Below are 16,330 nucleotides of genomic sequence, written 5' to 3' on the forward strand. Positions count from 1 at the left end.
GTGGTACAGCACGAAAGTGGGGATGATCGACCTGAAAAAGAGGTCGATCATCATGGGTAAAGGGTGTTAAAAAGTGTTCACCATGTCTCCGAACACCTGTCTGCCATGTCTCCGGACCGTACACCCTCAGGGAGAGGGAACCGATCGTGCTCGCATTTTTTGTGGGGATCCCTCCGCCTCTATGATCGGGCACCGAACCCGTAGCCGGATAAGGCGTTTACGCCACCTTCCGGGGAAACCAGCATCGAACCTAACCGCGATCATCCTTTGGTCCAAGGAACCAAAACGCGAAGGGCAGCGAACCGATAATGGTAAACATCAGGCTGTAGATAAACACCCACGCGCCCTGAATCACAAACATCGACACCGACCACTCGTCCATCGGTAAATCGTACTGATCCACCACGCCCTGAAAGGCGGCTTCTGAGATAACCGACACGGCGACCACAAAAACAATCGCGACGGCGATAAGGAATTTTTTACCCTCACGGGTACGCAATTTTTCCAGCATGTAAATCTCCTTATTGTTCTGTGCAGCCCGCAGGTAATGATGAATATCCATCCGGCGAAGGTTGCTGACCAGATGCACTATTTCGCTGCTACGGCGAGAGCCTTTTCCACATTTATGCTGCGGGCTTCCCCGCCTGACCTCAGGATGGCGCTACGCGCGTATAAAAACAGTCATCATACGGTTTATGAATCGGAAGTGTATCTTATTCTCATCTCAGATGTTACCGCTGATCGAACTGGAGGATGAGAGGATTTTATGAGGAGAATCTATTCGGGGTGGTTAAATATTAATCTAATATATTCGTAAACATGATGTAGTGCGCATTTTTTAAGCCGGGGCAGGCATAGCGTATCGGTAACTTCCAGGAGGGCACTACCATGAAAAGGTTATTAATATGTTGCCTGTTTGGTAACACGGCGGTAACGCTGGCCAAAAAAATGCAGGATGTTGCAGATGCAAATCGGTATCAGATTCAAATTAGCGGAATAGGGGCTGAGGCATTTGCCAGTGTGGCGCCTGCCTTTGATTGTTTTTTGGTGGCACCGCATATTCAATATAAAAAAGAAGAACTGAAAAAAGCGATTAAAGAAGGCCAGCATATTGAGGTTATTGACGGCTATCCGTATGCCGCCATTGACGCAGAGAAAATATTAAAATTTGCCATCGATCGTATGGAGGAGTTGGTTGATTAATGGGTTATTGAGAAATCTCCAAACAGGCCGTGCAAAAGGGCTCAGGGATGAGTGGGCAAGGTCGTCATGAGTTTGCTGATGTTATCGTTTGGTTGATTTATTGTAACTTTATGAAAAATAAGTTTTTAATATACTGACTGTTCCTCTTTCTGTGCCCGACACATTTCATCATGTCTGCTCTGGCGCAACCTGTCCACCTGGTCAAACCATCGCTATTTCATATTTTCCCCGGTTTTTTACGCTACGTATATTAACCCTGTTCGCTATTACGCATTCGTGCGCTTGCAGTTGTTTTCTGCGGGCTGATACGCGTGTGTTTTCGCCGTTAAGGGGTTTCGGGATTCATTTATCGAGGGATATATGCGAGTAAAAAGACATTTCTCTCTGGGTGCGCTGCTGGGCACCGGCTTTGCCGCGATTATTGCTATCGGTCTGTTGGTGGCGATTTTTGGTCGGGCTGAATTGAATAACACCAGTAAACATATTGAATTCTACGAGAAGTACCATTTGACCAATCTGCTGTCGATGCAGGCATTAAAGGACAACCTCAATAATGCCACTAAGGCGACATTCATCATGGTGTTTCAGGATGATGAAAAGAGCCAGATGGAAGAGGAAAAGCTGACCGAAATGTCGATTAAACGCAACGACGAGCTGGTGGCGCAGTTGCAGGCGAATGTGCAGGATGCTGATGCACAGAACATGCTGAACAATTTTAAAGCCACGCAGGTGGAGTACGTGAATGTTGTGCGCCAGACCGTGGGGCTGGCGAAGAATGGCCAGATGCTGGATGCCCAGTCGCTGGCGGTCGAAAAGATGCAGCCGTTACAGATTCGCCTGTTTGAAGAGATTTCCGCCATGATCCAGACCCAGCAGGCCAGCACAACCTCTGCGGCGGCGGCCTCCACCGCAAGCGCCCGCTCCGCTGGCGATGCCCTGCTGATGATTGCTGCGGTGGCGGCATTACTGGGGATCGCCATTGCCTGGCTTTTCACGCGCTACATCAAGCGACAACTGGGGGGAGAACCCGCTTATGCGCTGCAGGTCGTCCATGAAATTGCGCAGGGAAATCTGGCCACCCGGATTACGCTTGCCCCGGATGACAGCACCAGTTTGCTGGCAGGGATGGATGAGATGCGACAAAGCCTGAGTGGTATCGTCAACCAGGTGCGGGAAAGCAGTGAGTCGATCTCGGCGGGGGCAAATGGTGTGGCGGAGGGCAGCACTGACCTGAGCCAGCGTACCGAACAGCAGGCGGCCAGTTTGCAGCAGACGGCCGCATCCATGGAACAAATCGGCCAGGCGATTCGCCAGAATGCCGATACGGTGCGGGTCACCAATCAGCAGGCGGCAACCGCGAGCGAAATTGCCGCAAAAGGGGGCGAGGCGATTGAGAATATCGTGCGTACGATGGAGGAGATCAGCCAAAGTTCCCGCAAAATCAGTGAGATCATTGCGGTGATTGACGGCATTACCTTCCAGACGAATATCCTGGCCCTGAACGCCGCGGTAGAGGCGGCGCGGGCAGGGGAGCAGGGCCGGGGATTCGCGGTAGTGGCGGGTGAAGTGCGTTCGCTGGCCCAGCGGTCGGCGTCTGCGGCAAAAGAGATTAAGGCCCTGATTATGGATAGCATCGAGCGTGTGGATAACGGCACGGCGCTGGTGAATCACGCGGGCGCGACCATTGGCGAACTGGTGCGACAGTCGCACCATGTGGCGGGGATGATCGACGAGATTGGCGTGACGACGCGTGAGCAGGAATCAGGTGTCGGGCAGGTGAATGAAGCCATTACCCAACTGGATAAAGTGACGCAGCAAAACGCGGCGCTGGTGGGGGCGTCAAGCACTGCGGCGGAAGATCTGCGCGATCAGGCGCAGCATCTGGTCACGCTGATGAGCGTGTTCCGTACCGTAGCTGTGTAGTTTCGGCCATACAGGGGATGGCCCGAATGGCGGTGTAAACGCCTTATCCGGGCGCGATAGCGGGTGAGGGGACCTACTCCTCACCCGATTGATGATAGCGACGCCATGCGCCCGGCGGCATGCTGTATTTGCGGGTAAAAACCCGGGTAAAAGTTTGCTGGGAATCGAAGCCGTAGCGGGTGGAGATGGTGATAATCGACTCCTTTGTCACGCTCAGGTCATGGGCGGCGCCTTCCAGCTTTTTGTTGCGAATATACACACCTAACGGAATATCAATAATTTGATGAAAGAGGCGCTGTAAATGCCATTTGGAATAACCTGCCCGGTGGGCAACATCATTAATCCGTAAAGGTTTGTCAATATTATTATCAATCCATGTCTGAATATCGAGGATAACCGATTTTTGCATGGCCATAATATATGCCCCTCTTTGCTAAATATGAATGCGTGTCGTCTCTTTGAACAGCAAGAAAAAGCGCAACATAATTGCCTGACGTATTACCCAGGAAGCTGAGTTTAAATCAGTGTGGCTGTCGTTAGCGTGACGTGAAAATGACATTCCTGTCAGGTTTGTGAACAACGCGGCGGGTGGCAAGCCCTGGCGGGTGATCGATGAATAAATGCTGAAAATACTGGCGAGTTATTTTTATATTTGTCGTATTTCAGAGGTGCGAACAAACCCTGATAATAAGAATATTTAAAGGATAAATTAAAATAAATGTATATTTTTGTTATCTGACGCATCTGTTATTTTGGCGTCAGTGAACTGACAGCCAGCCTTTCTAAAATCATTCATGTCAGCGGATATTCCTGACTATTCTCTTTGCGAGGTGGAAACATGAAGATGACGAAAGGCATTATGACCGCAATGATAGTTGGCCTGTTTTCCGCCGGTGCGCTGGCGGCGGTCCCTGTAGAGTCTGGTAACGGTCTGCAAAAAATGGGTTCGGTCTCGGCATCGGGCGCGACAACGCTGTCTGGTTTGCATGAGGAGCTGGCGCAAAAAGCCGAAGCGGCGGGAGCAGGTTCGTATCGCATCGTGGCGGCCGGGGGCGAAAACCAGATGCACGGCGTGGCGGTTATCTACAAATAAGTCGAAAAACAGGAGGCTAAGCCTCCTGTTTGCTTTTCTGTTCAGGCGTTTTTGAACTGTGTCTGCTCATCAAGCGCCGGTTTGTCACCTGGCGCAACGGTAAGCCCATCCGCATTTATTTTACCGATTGCCAGTGACAGACCAAAAGTATTGATGCCGTTTTCACTACGAACAAACACATCGCCACGGTGCATCAGTGCGACCGCGCGAACAATGGATAATCCCAGACCATGATGCGTATCGCTGCGCGTGCGGGACGAGTCGATACGATAAAAACGCTCAAACAGACGTTCCAGGTGTTCTGCGGCGATTGGCTCGCCCACGTTGGCGACAGCTATGATCGCATGCTCATGCCGCTGGCGAATGGAAACGGTCACCGTGGTATTCGGTTTTGCATGGCGAGCCCCATTTTCCAGCAGGTTTGCCAGCGAACGGTGGAACAGCCGACGGTCGATACAGGCAATGATATCGCCTTCCACGTTGATAGTGAGGTTCTTCTCGGCGAAGGAGGGTTCGACATATTCCGCCGTCTTCCATGCCTCCTCGCGCAGCGATACCTCGGTAAGCTGGGTGGCATGTTCCCCGGCCTGGGCATGTGAGAGAAAGAGCATGTCATTGACAATCGACGTCATACGCGCCAGTTCTTCCAGATTGGATTCCAGTAAATCTTCCAGCTCACTGACGGAACGTTCGCGGGATAGTCCCAGTTGTGTCTGGCCTATCAGGTTAGTCAGCGGTGTGCGCAGCTCGTGGGCAACGTCTGCGTTGAAACTCTCCAGTTGCCGCCAGGCCACTTCCTGGCGTTCCAGCACACCGTTGAATGCTTCCGCCAGCGTTTGCAGTTCATCCGGCAGGGTTGTGGTGTCGAGGCGCTGTCCGTGATCGCCGGGGGCAAGTTTATGCGCCTGCTCGCTCATTGTATTCACCGGGCGCATGCCAAACCGTGCAATCATAAAACCTAACACGGCAACCAGTATCACCCCAAGGGCGGTGATCAGCAGCAGCGTGCGGGTAAACTCTTCCAGTGTGCCCATATAAGGCGTGGAATCGATAGCAATCACGTAGCGGATCGCCGGGCGTTCGCCCCGCGCCGGAATTAATTTGACCAGAATAAAGAGCGAACAGGACTCTTTCGTGGCCCCCGGCGCTTCGCTAAATCCGTCGGCGAGTGTCGTCCAGTTGACCCCTTGCGGTGGCTCGCCACCTACCTGGTAGCGGGGATCATCGCTGAGAACCCAGTACTGTACGCGTCCGCCTTCTGCCGTGGTCATATCGGCGAGCTTGGTGGCGAGCATTTGCCAACTGTGCAGCGTGGTGCGCGATAGCAGCCACGGCTCCATTAGCGATTCCCTGAAAAGCAGCTCGTTGTGCATCTGTTTTTGTAAGGATTCATGCAGGGTGCTGCGCAGAAGAAAACCGATCGCCGAGACGATAAGCACGGAGGCGAGGGCAAACATTAATGCAAGGCGTCCTGAAATCGAACGTTTGAGCATAGACAGACTCTATTTAGCGGGGCTCTCGGGCCGGGTTTCAAGGACATATCCCATGCCCCGGACGGTATGCAGCAGTTTTACGGGGTAGGGGGCGTCCACTTTGGCTCGCAGGCGTTTAATCGCCACCTCCACAACGTTGGCATCGCTGTCAAAATTCATATCCCATACCTGTTCCGCAATCATCATTTTGGAGAGGATTTCACCTTTATGGCGGGCGAGCAGGCTCAACAGGGCAAACTCTTTGGCTGTTAGTTCAAGGCGGTCTCCGGCGCGTGAGACGCGACGGGCGAGCAGGTCGAGATGTAAATCATGGATCTGCAACTGCGTGGTGTCGGTGCCATCACTGGAGCGGCGGCGCAGCAAGGCCTGAATACGGGCGACCAGTTCAATCAGGGAAAACGGTTTGGGAAGATAATCGTCTGCCCCCTGACGTAGCCCTTTAACCCGTTCATCGACGGAGCCACGGGCGGAAAGCATCAGCACTGGTGTATTTTTACTGGCACGCAGCCCTTTTAACACGCTGTAACCGTCAAGGCCTGGCAGCATGACGTCGAGAATGATGGCGTCATAGTCAAATTCAACCGCCAGATGCAAACCTTCTGTACCGCTGGCGGCGACGTCAACGGTAAAACCCAGTTCGCTGAGCGCACGATAAATATATGACGAGGTTTTTTCCTCGTCTTCGACCAGCAGAAGTCGCATGGGGCTCTTCCTTTGTCGCTACGGACAAATGTGATGATACAAGTGATTTTATCGCGTTATTGCCAACAACTGGCTGACATTTTACTGACATTTTTGTCAGCTTGCGGCAGAGGAAATCGACGAAGACGGGCCGCAATAAATTGCAAAATATCAATCTGCGGACAATCAACAGGAAATTGGGTTATCGGACGGTTTGCATTTTTGGTATAACAACTTTCTATTCTTGTCAGACCTCTGCCGGGCAGTAGAGGTTAACCATGTTGAGGGGACGTTATGGCCTCGTCTGAGACAACCCAGACGCAAACGCCACGGGAAAAAGTGACCCGTTCCGGGCGGATTTCCGGGGTGGCGTTGCTGGTCGCCAGCGCGTTTTTTATGGAGTTTCTTGATGGCACGGTGATTGCGACTGCCTTGCCGGACATGGCGAAAGCCTTTGGTGTTTCCGCTATCGATTTGAATATCGGTATTAGCGCCTATTTGTTGACGCTGGCGATGCTGATTCCTGCCAGCGGCTGGGTGGCGGAGCGCTTTGGCGCGCGGACGGTTTTTAGCCTGGCGCTGCTGATTTTTACCGTGGCGTCTTTGCTTTGCGGCCTGACAAATAACGTCACCGGGTTTGTGCTGATGCGCGTTCTGCAAGGGGTGGGAGGCGCGATGATGGTGCCAGTAGGACGTCTTGTTGTCTTGCGTACCACGCCGAAAGAGCAGTTGATTAAAGCCATCGCCACTTTGACCTGGCCTGCGCTGGTCGCGCCGATTATTGGTCCGCCGCTGGGGGGCTTCATTACTACCTATGCGAGCTGGCACTGGATCTTTTTCCTCAATGTGCCGCTGGGGCTGGTGGCTATCGTTCTGGCCTTGAAAATGATGCCGGGGCTATCGGCTGATGAAAAACGTCCGTTCGATGTGGTGGGTTTTATCGCCACAGGGCTAACCATGCTGTGCCTGGTGGCGGGGCTTGAGATGTTGAGCCAGCAGCATGTGAGCATGGTTAGCGCCGGGGCGACGCTCGCCGTTGGTCTGCTGGCGCTAGTGTGGAGTATTCATCACTTGCGCCGTGCGCCTGCGCCGCTGATTGGCCTGAGTTCGCTGTCGGTACATTCTTTTCGCGTCACGATGCGCGGCGGGTTTATTCTCCGCGCCACTATCAGCTCCGCGCCCTTTATGTTGCCCCTGATGTTTCAGGTGGGCTTCGGGATGAGCGCGTTTGAGGCCGGGTCGCTGGTGCTGGCGGTCTTTGCCGGTAACCTGGCGATGAAGCCTGCTACAACGCCGCTGATTCGCCGTTTCGGTTTTAAAAAGCTTTTGATTGGCAACGGGGTTGTTTGCGTGTTGTCGCTGTTTTTCTGCGCTTTTTTAGCGCCGAACTCATCGCAAATGCTTACCCTCGCGCTGTTGTTTATCGGGGGGCTGAGCCGCTCAATGCAGTTTACCGGGATCAGTTCGCTGGCATTTGCCGAGGTACCGGCGGCAGAGATGAGCTCCGCGAACACTCTCTTTAGCACCTCGTTGCAACTGGCTAACGGCCTGGGGGTAACGCTGGGGGCGCTGAGTATTCGCGCAGGCGCGCTCATCACCGACAATCTGGGGTATGGTGATATTCAGGGGATGGCCTTTAAGCTGGGGTTTGTGATGATTGCGCTTATCACGGCGGTTGGGCTGTATGACATGACACGCCTTGAAGCCGGGGCGGGGCGAAATGTCTCGCAGAAGCCGAAGAAATAAAGAGAGGGGCGAGTAGCCCCTCGCAGGCGCATCCATTGATTGTGAGTGAAAAAACCTCGCGAGTGCTTTGGCCGCCCCCAGGATGCGTCAATTTTCGTTACATCATGGCTGTTATTTTTCTGGCTGTGCCTGCGGCTGGATAACGAGCGGCAGTGAATGGATCTCAGAAGCCATTAATTTGTCGTTCTCCAGATCATACGGCCAGACGTGCAGCATCAGTTCAGGTGAGAAGACAAAGGGTTTTAGCGGCGCGGGAAAATCCCGTGTTTTAGGGTAAATCAGCACCATCTCCCCCTGGCCTGCGAGATAGTTATGACCGTAGGCCAGCATCTGGTAGAAATCCTGCTGCGCCAGGTCATATTTTTTGTCGCGGGCTTCGGTATTCAGACGCTTCCATTTGGTATCCAGCAGCCATTTCTTCCCGCTGTGCTCCAGTAGCAAATCCGGTTTCAGCCTGAACATGTTATTACCATCATGGGTGCAGAGGTATTCACTCGCAGCCTGGGTACGCAGATGTGCTGTCGGGGGAAGCTGTTGTTTGAGCGTTCGCGCGACATGCTGTTCAAACAGGCGTTCCATCGGAAAGAGCAGGCTAATACCCTTCGACTGCCCCTGAATCGCCAGCGGCATCTGTTCCCCAAGGATGAGTTCGCACCATGGGCGGACGGGCTGGTAGTGGGCAAGCAGGCGGTCGTTACGCCAGTGGGAAAAATCGAGGCGTACCTGTCGGCTGGGTGGGATCTCCTGCATGATGACGTGCAGTTCATGCGCCAGTCGCCAGTTATCGGCCTCCCTGGCCTGCTGGCACACTTTATCCAGCGCCAGACGTAGCAGCCGGTTCTCCGGCCGGTCTGGCAAAAAAAGTGTGTGACGCTGATGAAAGCGGTGCGCTCGCCCCGGTGGCTGTCGCATCTGTCGGGACATATCCAGTTGACCCCGCAGATAAGGCTGTTCTTCCTCAACCTGCTGATAATCAAAACGCAGTCCACGTTTAAGTAACCGATCAAGCGCAAGTAAAAACTGGCGCATGATCCATTCGGTGAGCGGAAAACGAAACAGTTGCAGGTCCGCTATCCCGGTTTCCCGGTAGGGCAGATTGAGTGCGGAGGCAATAAGCTTACACAGCAGCGCCCGGCTTTGTTCCGGTGAGTCTTCCTCGGCAAAATGTTTGGGCAGAATTTCAATGTCCGTGCCACATGGGGTATGAATTATACCGACATAGCTGTCCAGCCGAAGCCAGCGGCGGTCTTCCACTTCCACCAGCCTGGCACCTTGCTTACTGAATCCAGCCTGCAATTGACACAGATAGTCAAAGGCGCTGGCACCGATTTGCGCGCGTTCGAGTGTGTCTGGCACATCCGAGGTGGTCAGGCGCGCGTGCTCGCGAACCGTTATCCACTTTTGTTTCACTCGGCCTCCCGGAGAATCAGACGATAACTCTCCAGGCACATAAAGGCCGCCTCGTTAAATTGCCAGCGTCTGTCAGTGAGTTCTGCGGCAACCTCTTTGCCAAACAGTTTTTCCAGCGACTGGCTCTCTTTAGGCGGGCAAATAAAGCGTGGCGTGACGGTGTCGGCATAATGTCCGTTCAGCACCCAGTTAATACGCTGCCAGTCTTCAAAGAAGTACTCCTGCAACAGCGGAAGGACCTGGTTTTTGAAAATGGATGCCAGTGTCTGCAAAGTGGGAGCTGCCTGTAGCGGCATAAAGTATGCGTGACCCAGACAGTGGTCACGATCCAGCAAGACTTCAATGCGCTGATTGATAACACGCAACAGGTTGCCCACGTGAATATCACCCTCTTCGTGATAAATGACAACGTTATCCAGCCGTTCCGGCTGCGGGAGCATTTCAACGAAGGTGAAACGGCGGCGCAAGGCGATGTCCAGCCCGGAAAGTGAGCGGTCGGCGGTATTCATGGTGCCAATGATATAAAGATTGCCGGGTACGCTAAAACGTTTCTTCGAGTAGGGCAGGGTAACGCTCAGCGCTTCGCTTTGCCCCTGGCGTTTCGAGGGCTCAATCAGAGTGATGAGTTCGCCAAAAATACGGGAAATATTCCCACGGTTAATTTCATCAATGATCAGGACATGAGGCTGCAAAGGGGACATTTGCGCCCGGAGACAGGCCTTTTGGAAAATCCCATCTTCAATACGGTACTGTAATCCGGCACCGTTATCTGCAATATCCGCGCGAATACCTTCGACAAAATCTTCGTAGCTAAAGCTTTGGTGGAAGGTGACGAAATCGATGTGTCCCGCATCTGCCAGTTCATCAAAACGTGCTTTGAGCAGGTGACGTTCGTCGCGATGGGCATCAAGAAAGACAGGTTCGAGGATGGTCAGTGCGTGGTTAACGGTATTCCAGGTCTTGCCGGTTCCGGGAGGACCATAGAGGATCTGGTTTAAGACCGCAACAGGCTGGTCGATGGCGAGCTCGTTCTCGTCATCGGTAATGTCATCCAGGCTTTGCTGGCGATCATCGTCTTTTTCTGCCTCACTTTCTTTCCACAGATCCAGACCGTATTCAATCAGTGATTTGTTGCCTCGCTCAGCAAGCAGTTTGCGATAGGCTTCGGAGTGAGTGAGATATCGATTCCCTGGCAATAAGCTCTGTAACGCCTGCAGTTTGTAAATCGACAATACGCAAGGATCGTCATGATTCTGATAGAGAAAAGCGAGTTTCCACTTTAAGGCAACTTCAAAATCCCGTTTCTCGATAATTTCCGTGTAGCCCATCTGGGCCGCATGAGCGATGGCAAGGATATGAGCTTTGATTGTCGAGAACGCTTCTTCTGCCGTGTGACCGTATTTATTTTTCCAGGAATAGCGGCTATCAGATGAGATAAAACCACGTTCACCTTTGGCCTCAGCTTTGCGCTCGTAAATACCAAATTTCGAGGCATCGCCGCCTTTAATCGACCCCAGAAAACGACCGTCACCAAACTCCAGCCAGTAAGCCAGCGTATTTTTATCACCAAGGCAAATGTACTGTTCCAGCGTCAGGTTTTGCAGTGCGGAAAGGGGCCACTTGCTGTGAAAATCCGCCAGTATCTTTTCTCGTTGTTCTGCTGTAACGGTCATCGCATTCTCCATCCTATGGGTAAAACAGTTGAGTCATTATGCACAAGGGCCTGACAGGCTGTGTCACTCTCTTTATCGAGTGAATATTTCATAGAGCACTCTTTATTAACGGGCCCGTTTCAGCTTTTTCTGCGTTGTTATCGTTACAGCGAATTAGTAAAACGTTAACATTTACTGTATCAATGATAGTGAGTTTAGCGCTTCGCTGAAACGTGTAGTCAGGCGTCAACACCACTTTGCCCTTGCTGTCCGGGCGGTTTTTGGACATGCGGATAACATTCATGAACGATAAAAAAAAGCCGTCGCCTCTCCAGGATGTGGATGTGCAGCATCTGTATGATTTATTAAATCAAAATTCGGATTGGGTATGGGAAGTGGATGCGCAAGGACGTTATACCTGGGCCTCCGATGTGGTCACCAGCTTGCTCGGCTATCCCCCGAGTGAAGTCATTGGTAAGACCCCGTTCGATTTTATGCCACCCGGCGAGGCCGAACGCGTTGGACGCGCTTTTATGGAGATCGTGCAAGAGAAAAGGGCTTTTTCAGGCCTGGTGAATCGTAACCAGCGTGCCGATGGGCGCATTGTGGTACTGGAAACCAGCGGCGTTCCCCTTTTTGATGAAAACGGTGAATTACGCGGCTATCGGGGGGTGGACCGTAATATCTCGACCCTGGGCGAGCGCGTACTGCAACTGGAAACTATCTACGATACCACCCCCGTGGCGCTGTGTATGATTGACCGTCATGGCCGCCTGGTGATGTCGAATAAAGCGATGAATCATCTGCTGCACAACGATGGGCATGAGCTTGCGGAGAGCTATCTTTCCGAGCATATGCCCGAGTTCTGGCATCTCTTTGAGGAAGATTTTGCGCTGGCAGACATGGGCGAGGCCATTCCCCGTCGCGAAATGATCTGGCATGACCGCTGCTACGATGCGCAGTCTATTGCTGTGACAGATGCGAGCAGTAATGTTGTGGGGTTGTCGATTACCTGGGTGGATATCACCGCGCGTCGTCAGGCTGAACAAAAACTGGCGGGCGCGAACCTGGTGTTGCAGCGGCACGCGCAGCACGATCACCTGACCGGCTTGTTTAATCGTCGGTATATGGATGAGTGCCTGCTGACGGAAGTCACACGTTCTTATCACGGCCACTTTCCGCTCTCGATCTGCCTGGTGGATATCGACTTTTTTAAACTCTATAACGACAGCCAGGGACATCAGGCGGGGGATGAATGTCTGCAAATCGTGGCGAAGGCGCTGGTTACTTCCCTGGTTCACCCGGATGCCAATGTCAGCCGCTATGGTGGGGAAGAGTTTCTGGTGATATTACCGGATACCAATAAATCGGCTGCGTTATCGATTGCCGAGCGTCTGCGTAAGCAAATCAACGCGCTGAAATTGCCGCATGCCGCAAGCCCGATGGGTTTCTTAACGATCAGCATTGGTGTGGCAACGCTCGATTGCGAGAGCATCTTTTCTGAGGACAAGCCGCAACATATGATTGCCAGCGCGCTGATCGGTAAAGCCGATACTGCGCTGTACGCGGCGAAAAAGCAGGGACGTAATCGGGTTGTTGCTGCGGACACACATGCCGGGTGAGTCGATACCGATCGACAATGCAAAAAATACCCCTTCTGAAGATAAATCCATGGCTTCAGAAGGGGAGACCATATGGCCATTCGTTACAAAAGCCCCTTAAAAATAATTAGCGTGATTATAAAAGCCATATGTATAAATATTTTTCATGGATTATGGCGATGAGCATTAATTACTTATAAAAAGTGTGGTTTCTGGTTATTACGGGGGAAAAGAGGGTTGCCGGGCGCGGCGTGAGGGAGAAAAAACCTCCACCCGCAGGTGGAGGAAACGAGACGCAGAGCTTAGATATCATCCGGCGTGGCATGCACCACGCGTTCAAGTGCACTTCGGTAAATCTCCAGTTTTGCCATGTCTTTTTCGGTTTCCAGCCTGACCAGCAACTCCAGAATAATGTCCTTATTTGTGGCCATGGATTTACGGGCCAACAGCGCTGTGCGGATCCCGGCAATAATTTGCTGCCCGGTATCGTTAGCGTCCAGATGTGGGGCGGCGGGGGATTCAATATCCATTTCATGAACGCTCATCAAAAAATGCACCTGTCAAAAAGAGGCTGATTACTTTCCCGATGATGGCGGGAGTGTTTCGTTTTGCCAGATAAAAGTAGACAGGGAAGGGCGTCTTTACAAATGGGAACGCTATGAAAATGCAGTTAAATTTCATCTATTTATATAACTTGAGGTTATATAAGGCGCAGTGCTGTTGAGGTCACATATAACTTCTTGTTAATAAAAGAAAAGCATCCATAACGGGAATTATGGATGCTTTGACGTAAACCGTTTGCTGCGCTTTCGCTTACTGAGCGCTGGCCAGTTCCGTGTTTGGACCTTTAGTTATCGGCCCTTGTACCGGCAGACACGGACTGGTGAACTGCTGGATATGGCTGGTTTGGGCATCACTCTTCGTTGGCGCAAGCATATAGTTCACTTTACAGCTTGCATCGGTGCTATTGCCCCATTTGACTAACAGCGTGCCTTTGTCTTCCTTGACGCGGGCATAAATTGCCCCGGTCTGGTTTACGACCCCGATAGAGGTATTGTTTTCATCAAGAACTTCTGCCCCGAAAGGTAAGTTTTCTCCGCCAAAAGAGGTGGCAATCAGTACCGGTGTCCCTTTGTTGGTGTTGAATTTCACCTTCACAACAGCGCCTGAACGCGGCGCGACGCGTTGCGCCGTATTATCAAATTCTACGTCCAGCGACGAACCTTCCGGGTCGATGGCGACCTGGTTCATCTGATACGCAGATAACGAAGGGAAGAGGGCATAACCGAAGCTGTCGACGCTAGTACCTGCGTAACCGCTGAGTTTGGCGCCTTTCGCGTCTTTCGCTTCCACCAGAGCATAGGTGTCACTGTTGTAAGGAGTAAATGTCACCCCGCCGGAGTGTGCTACCAAAGCGCCGGAGAAACCCAGCGACATGCTGTGGTAACCACTGCCTGTGCTATAACCGCCATTCACCGTCGCTATGCTGCCTGTCATACCGCCGCTGACGTTACCTGATGTTCCACCCTGGTCGTGTGAGGCGGTAAGGTTATAGTTATATTTGCCGTCTTTACCCATAGAGCCAGACAACATGGCCTGCTCAGACTTGCCGCCGTTGTTATCCTGGTTGTAGTTCAGGCTGAAATAAGGCGCCTGCGTTTCCCAGCTTTCCCAGAGCGGGAAAGAGAGGTTAAAGTACCAGGAGGTCTGGTCACGTCCGTCATTGGTTTTACTGCGACCAACGTTGACGCTGTAATTCACCCGCTTCCAGTTATTGGAGTAGCCTATCTGGTACTGTTTGTTATAGCCCTTCTTATTACTGTTCCAATAGTTTTCCAGTGTGGCACTGACGAACAGGCTGCCCCATTTTTCAGGTAGTCCCTGGTTAAAGCTCACGTTAAAGCGGTTTTTCGAGCGCCAGATGCTATTGGGATCGTAGCCGTTTGCCACCACTTCGCGGGTTTGTAAGGCGGTTAAAAGCTCCATATAGCCTGCCGTCGAGTAGCGGTAGGCGGCAAGGGTTACGTTACTGTTGGTTTCACTGAACAGTTTACTGTAGCTCACCCGGTAGCTCTGGCCGGTCTTTTTCCCCCCCGCCCGGTTACCCAACTGGCTGATAGCATGGGTGGCATCAACACTGATAGCCCCCGCTATGCTGCCTGTCGCCAGCCCAATCTGATAAGCCTGATAGTTTTCGCTTACCTGTGCCCCGGTATAACCGGTAAAAATATTGCTCAGGCCGCGCGTATAGGTGGCTTCATAGAACATGGGTTCACCAGAAACGCCAGCATCGCGTAATTTGCCCGCAGTGACGCTATAGCGCTGGGAGCCGGGGCGCAGCAACTGGGCGACAGAGGCGTAGGCAATGGTGTATTGCTGGGTGCTGCCGTCTGCTTCCTGTATGGTGACTTCCAGATCGCCACCGTAACCTGCCGGGTAGAGATCGTTAATAACGAAGGCACCGGGGGTGACGGTCGTTTCATAGATAATATTGCCTAGCTGCTTAACGGTGACTTTGGCATTGGTTTTGGCCACACCGCGAATATCTGGTGCGTAACCGCGCTGTGATTCCGGCAGCATACGTTCGTCGCTGGCGATTTGCGCGCCCGTGAAGGGTAACGAGCTGAACAGTTGCCCGGTGGTGTTATATTCACCAACAATCGCACGACCACGAATAGTATTAATGTCACGCTGTAAGTAGCTGTTGGAGACCTGGTATTCGCCGCCCATACCATCCTGCCAACTGTAAGAACCGTTGTGGCGGAAGTACCAGGCACCTATGTTTAACCCGGCATTGAGCGAGGCATAGACAGAACGGTTGTTGCCACCGTTGCTGTATTTTGAATCGTAGGCGTTTGCATAGTAGCCGAAGAGGAGCGCCGGAACGCCGCTATCCCACAGTTCCGGGTTGACGGTACCGCGGGCAATACGGTTGACATATACCTGCGGTACCTCGATGTAAAGCTCCTGCTTGTTACTGTCAAATTCGAATTTGGCCTCTGGAATAATTTTTCCCAGGTTGGCGCAAGTTGCCGGGGTCGCGAGCGCCTGGCGCATTTCAGACGGCAGATTGTCTTCATTAAAGTTGATTAGCTCAATCAAGCGCGGTGTCAGGCACGGATAAACTTGCCGGTCATCGTCGGCTTTGAACTCCACCTCTTCATTGGCCGCTTCTGCGCCATTGATAAAGATACCCACCCGATAGATACCGGGGGAGGCGCTGGAACCAAAGGAGAAACGGCTCAGATCGACTTTACTGCCGCTATCCAGACGTAACAGATCGGATTCAAATTCCACAACGTTGCGTCGTACATAGTCGCGGGGTTTATCGTCTTGCGCTTCCGCAATACCGACCGGAAACGCCATCATTAACATTAAAGCCAGTGGCGATAACCGAGCCTTAAACAATAATGGATGATAGCGTACGGTGGATATTTTCATAATAACTCCCGAAAAGTCTTCGTCCCTGAATGCATTTTTATTTTTGTGATAAAAACATTCTTCGTTAATTATTTCTGCCGCCGGGTG

The 16,330-nt window shown here is 52.3% G+C and carries 13 protein-coding genes; 5 read left to right on the forward strand and 8 right to left on the reverse strand.

The window, feature by feature from the left end; all coding sequences use genetic code 11:
* Positions 1-250: 250 nt before the first annotated feature.
* The gene (locus tag ABU190_RS25295; RefSeq protein WP_079497931.1) at positions 251-511 is read right to left on the reverse strand and encodes a DUF2534 family protein; all 261 of its coding nucleotides are present in this window, start codon (positions 509-511) and stop codon (positions 251-253) included.
* A 377-nt stretch (positions 512-888) separates the two neighbouring features.
* Between ABU190_RS25295 and ABU190_RS25300 the strand changes: the two genes are divergently transcribed.
* Entirely contained in the window at positions 889-1,203 is a 315-nt protein-coding gene (locus ABU190_RS25300) for a PTS cellobiose transporter subunit IIB (protein WP_296414708.1), read from the forward strand.
* Positions 1,204-1,563: 360 nt separating this feature from the next.
* Positions 1,564-3,126, forward strand: a complete 1,563-nt coding sequence (locus ABU190_RS25305; protein WP_354692714.1) for a methyl-accepting chemotaxis protein — start codon at positions 1,564-1,566, stop codon at positions 3,124-3,126.
* A 73-nt stretch (positions 3,127-3,199) separates the two neighbouring features.
* Here ABU190_RS25305 and ABU190_RS25310 read toward each other — a convergent pair whose 3' ends face one another.
* Positions 3,200-3,541 carry a helix-turn-helix domain-containing protein gene (locus ABU190_RS25310; RefSeq protein ID WP_041852265.1) on the reverse strand — a complete coding sequence of 114 codons (342 nt, stop codon included), beginning with the start codon at positions 3,539-3,541 and terminating at the stop codon, positions 3,200-3,202.
* Between the two features lie 423 nt (positions 3,542-3,964).
* Here ABU190_RS25310 and ABU190_RS25315 point away from each other — a divergent pair, with 423 nt between their 5' ends.
* The gene (locus tag ABU190_RS25315; protein WP_110295929.1) at positions 3,965-4,219 is read left to right on the forward strand and encodes a DUF1471 domain-containing protein; all 255 of its coding nucleotides are present in this window, start codon (positions 3,965-3,967) and stop codon (positions 4,217-4,219) included.
* A 41-nt stretch (positions 4,220-4,260) separates the two neighbouring features.
* On the opposite strand, the gene ABU190_RS25320 is transcribed toward ABU190_RS25315, so the two are convergent.
* Together ABU190_RS25320 and ABU190_RS25325 are read right to left on the reverse strand one after the other, a co-directional pair.
* Positions 4,261-5,712, reverse strand: coding sequence for a heavy metal sensor histidine kinase (locus ABU190_RS25320; RefSeq protein ID WP_354692715.1), 1,452 nt, complete (start codon positions 5,710-5,712; stop codon positions 4,261-4,263).
* Positions 5,713-5,721: 9 nt separating this feature from the next.
* Positions 5,722-6,414, reverse strand: a complete 693-nt coding sequence (locus ABU190_RS25325; RefSeq protein ID WP_354692716.1) for a heavy metal response regulator transcription factor — start codon at positions 6,412-6,414, stop codon at positions 5,722-5,724.
* 273 nt (positions 6,415-6,687) lie between these two features.
* Here ABU190_RS25325 and ABU190_RS25330 point away from each other — a divergent pair, with 273 nt between their 5' ends.
* A complete protein-coding gene (locus tag ABU190_RS25330) occupies positions 6,688-8,139 on the forward strand; it encodes an MFS transporter (protein WP_354692717.1) in 1,452 nt (483 codons plus the stop codon).
* A 111-nt stretch (positions 8,140-8,250) separates the two neighbouring features.
* On the opposite strand, the gene ABU190_RS25335 is transcribed toward ABU190_RS25330, so the two are convergent.
* Positions 8,251-9,549, reverse strand: coding sequence for an McrC family protein (locus ABU190_RS25335; RefSeq protein ID WP_354692718.1), 1,299 nt, complete (start codon positions 9,547-9,549; stop codon positions 8,251-8,253).
* Entirely contained in the window at positions 9,546-11,222 is a 1,677-nt protein-coding gene (locus tag ABU190_RS25340; RefSeq protein ID WP_354692719.1) for an AAA family ATPase, read from the reverse strand. Before ABU190_RS25340 ends, ABU190_RS25335 begins: the two co-directional genes overlap by 4 nt.
* A 281-nt stretch (positions 11,223-11,503) precedes the next feature.
* Between ABU190_RS25340 and ABU190_RS25345 the strand changes: the two genes are divergently transcribed.
* Positions 11,504-12,823: a diguanylate cyclase gene (locus tag ABU190_RS25345; protein ID WP_108701856.1), complete on the forward strand. Its 1,320-nt coding sequence runs from the start codon at positions 11,504-11,506 to the stop codon at positions 12,821-12,823.
* 281 nt (positions 12,824-13,104) lie between these two features.
* Here ABU190_RS25345 and ABU190_RS25350 read toward each other — a convergent pair whose 3' ends face one another.
* Together ABU190_RS25350 and ABU190_RS25355 are read right to left on the reverse strand one after the other, a co-directional pair.
* On the reverse strand, positions 13,105-13,347 hold the full coding sequence (locus tag ABU190_RS25350) for a biofilm development regulator YmgB/AriR family protein (protein WP_354692720.1): 243 nt from the start codon (positions 13,345-13,347) through the stop codon (positions 13,105-13,107).
* 268 nt (positions 13,348-13,615) lie between these two features.
* On the reverse strand, positions 13,616-16,243 hold the full coding sequence (locus ABU190_RS25355) for a fimbria/pilus outer membrane usher protein (RefSeq protein WP_354692721.1): 2,628 nt from the start codon (positions 16,241-16,243) through the stop codon (positions 13,616-13,618).
* Positions 16,244-16,330: the final 87 nt, after the last annotated feature.

The organism is Phytobacter sp. RSE-02 (genome assembly GCF_040578655.1).
Taxonomy (GTDB): Bacteria; Pseudomonadota; Gammaproteobacteria; order Enterobacterales; family Enterobacteriaceae; genus Phytobacter; species Phytobacter diazotrophicus.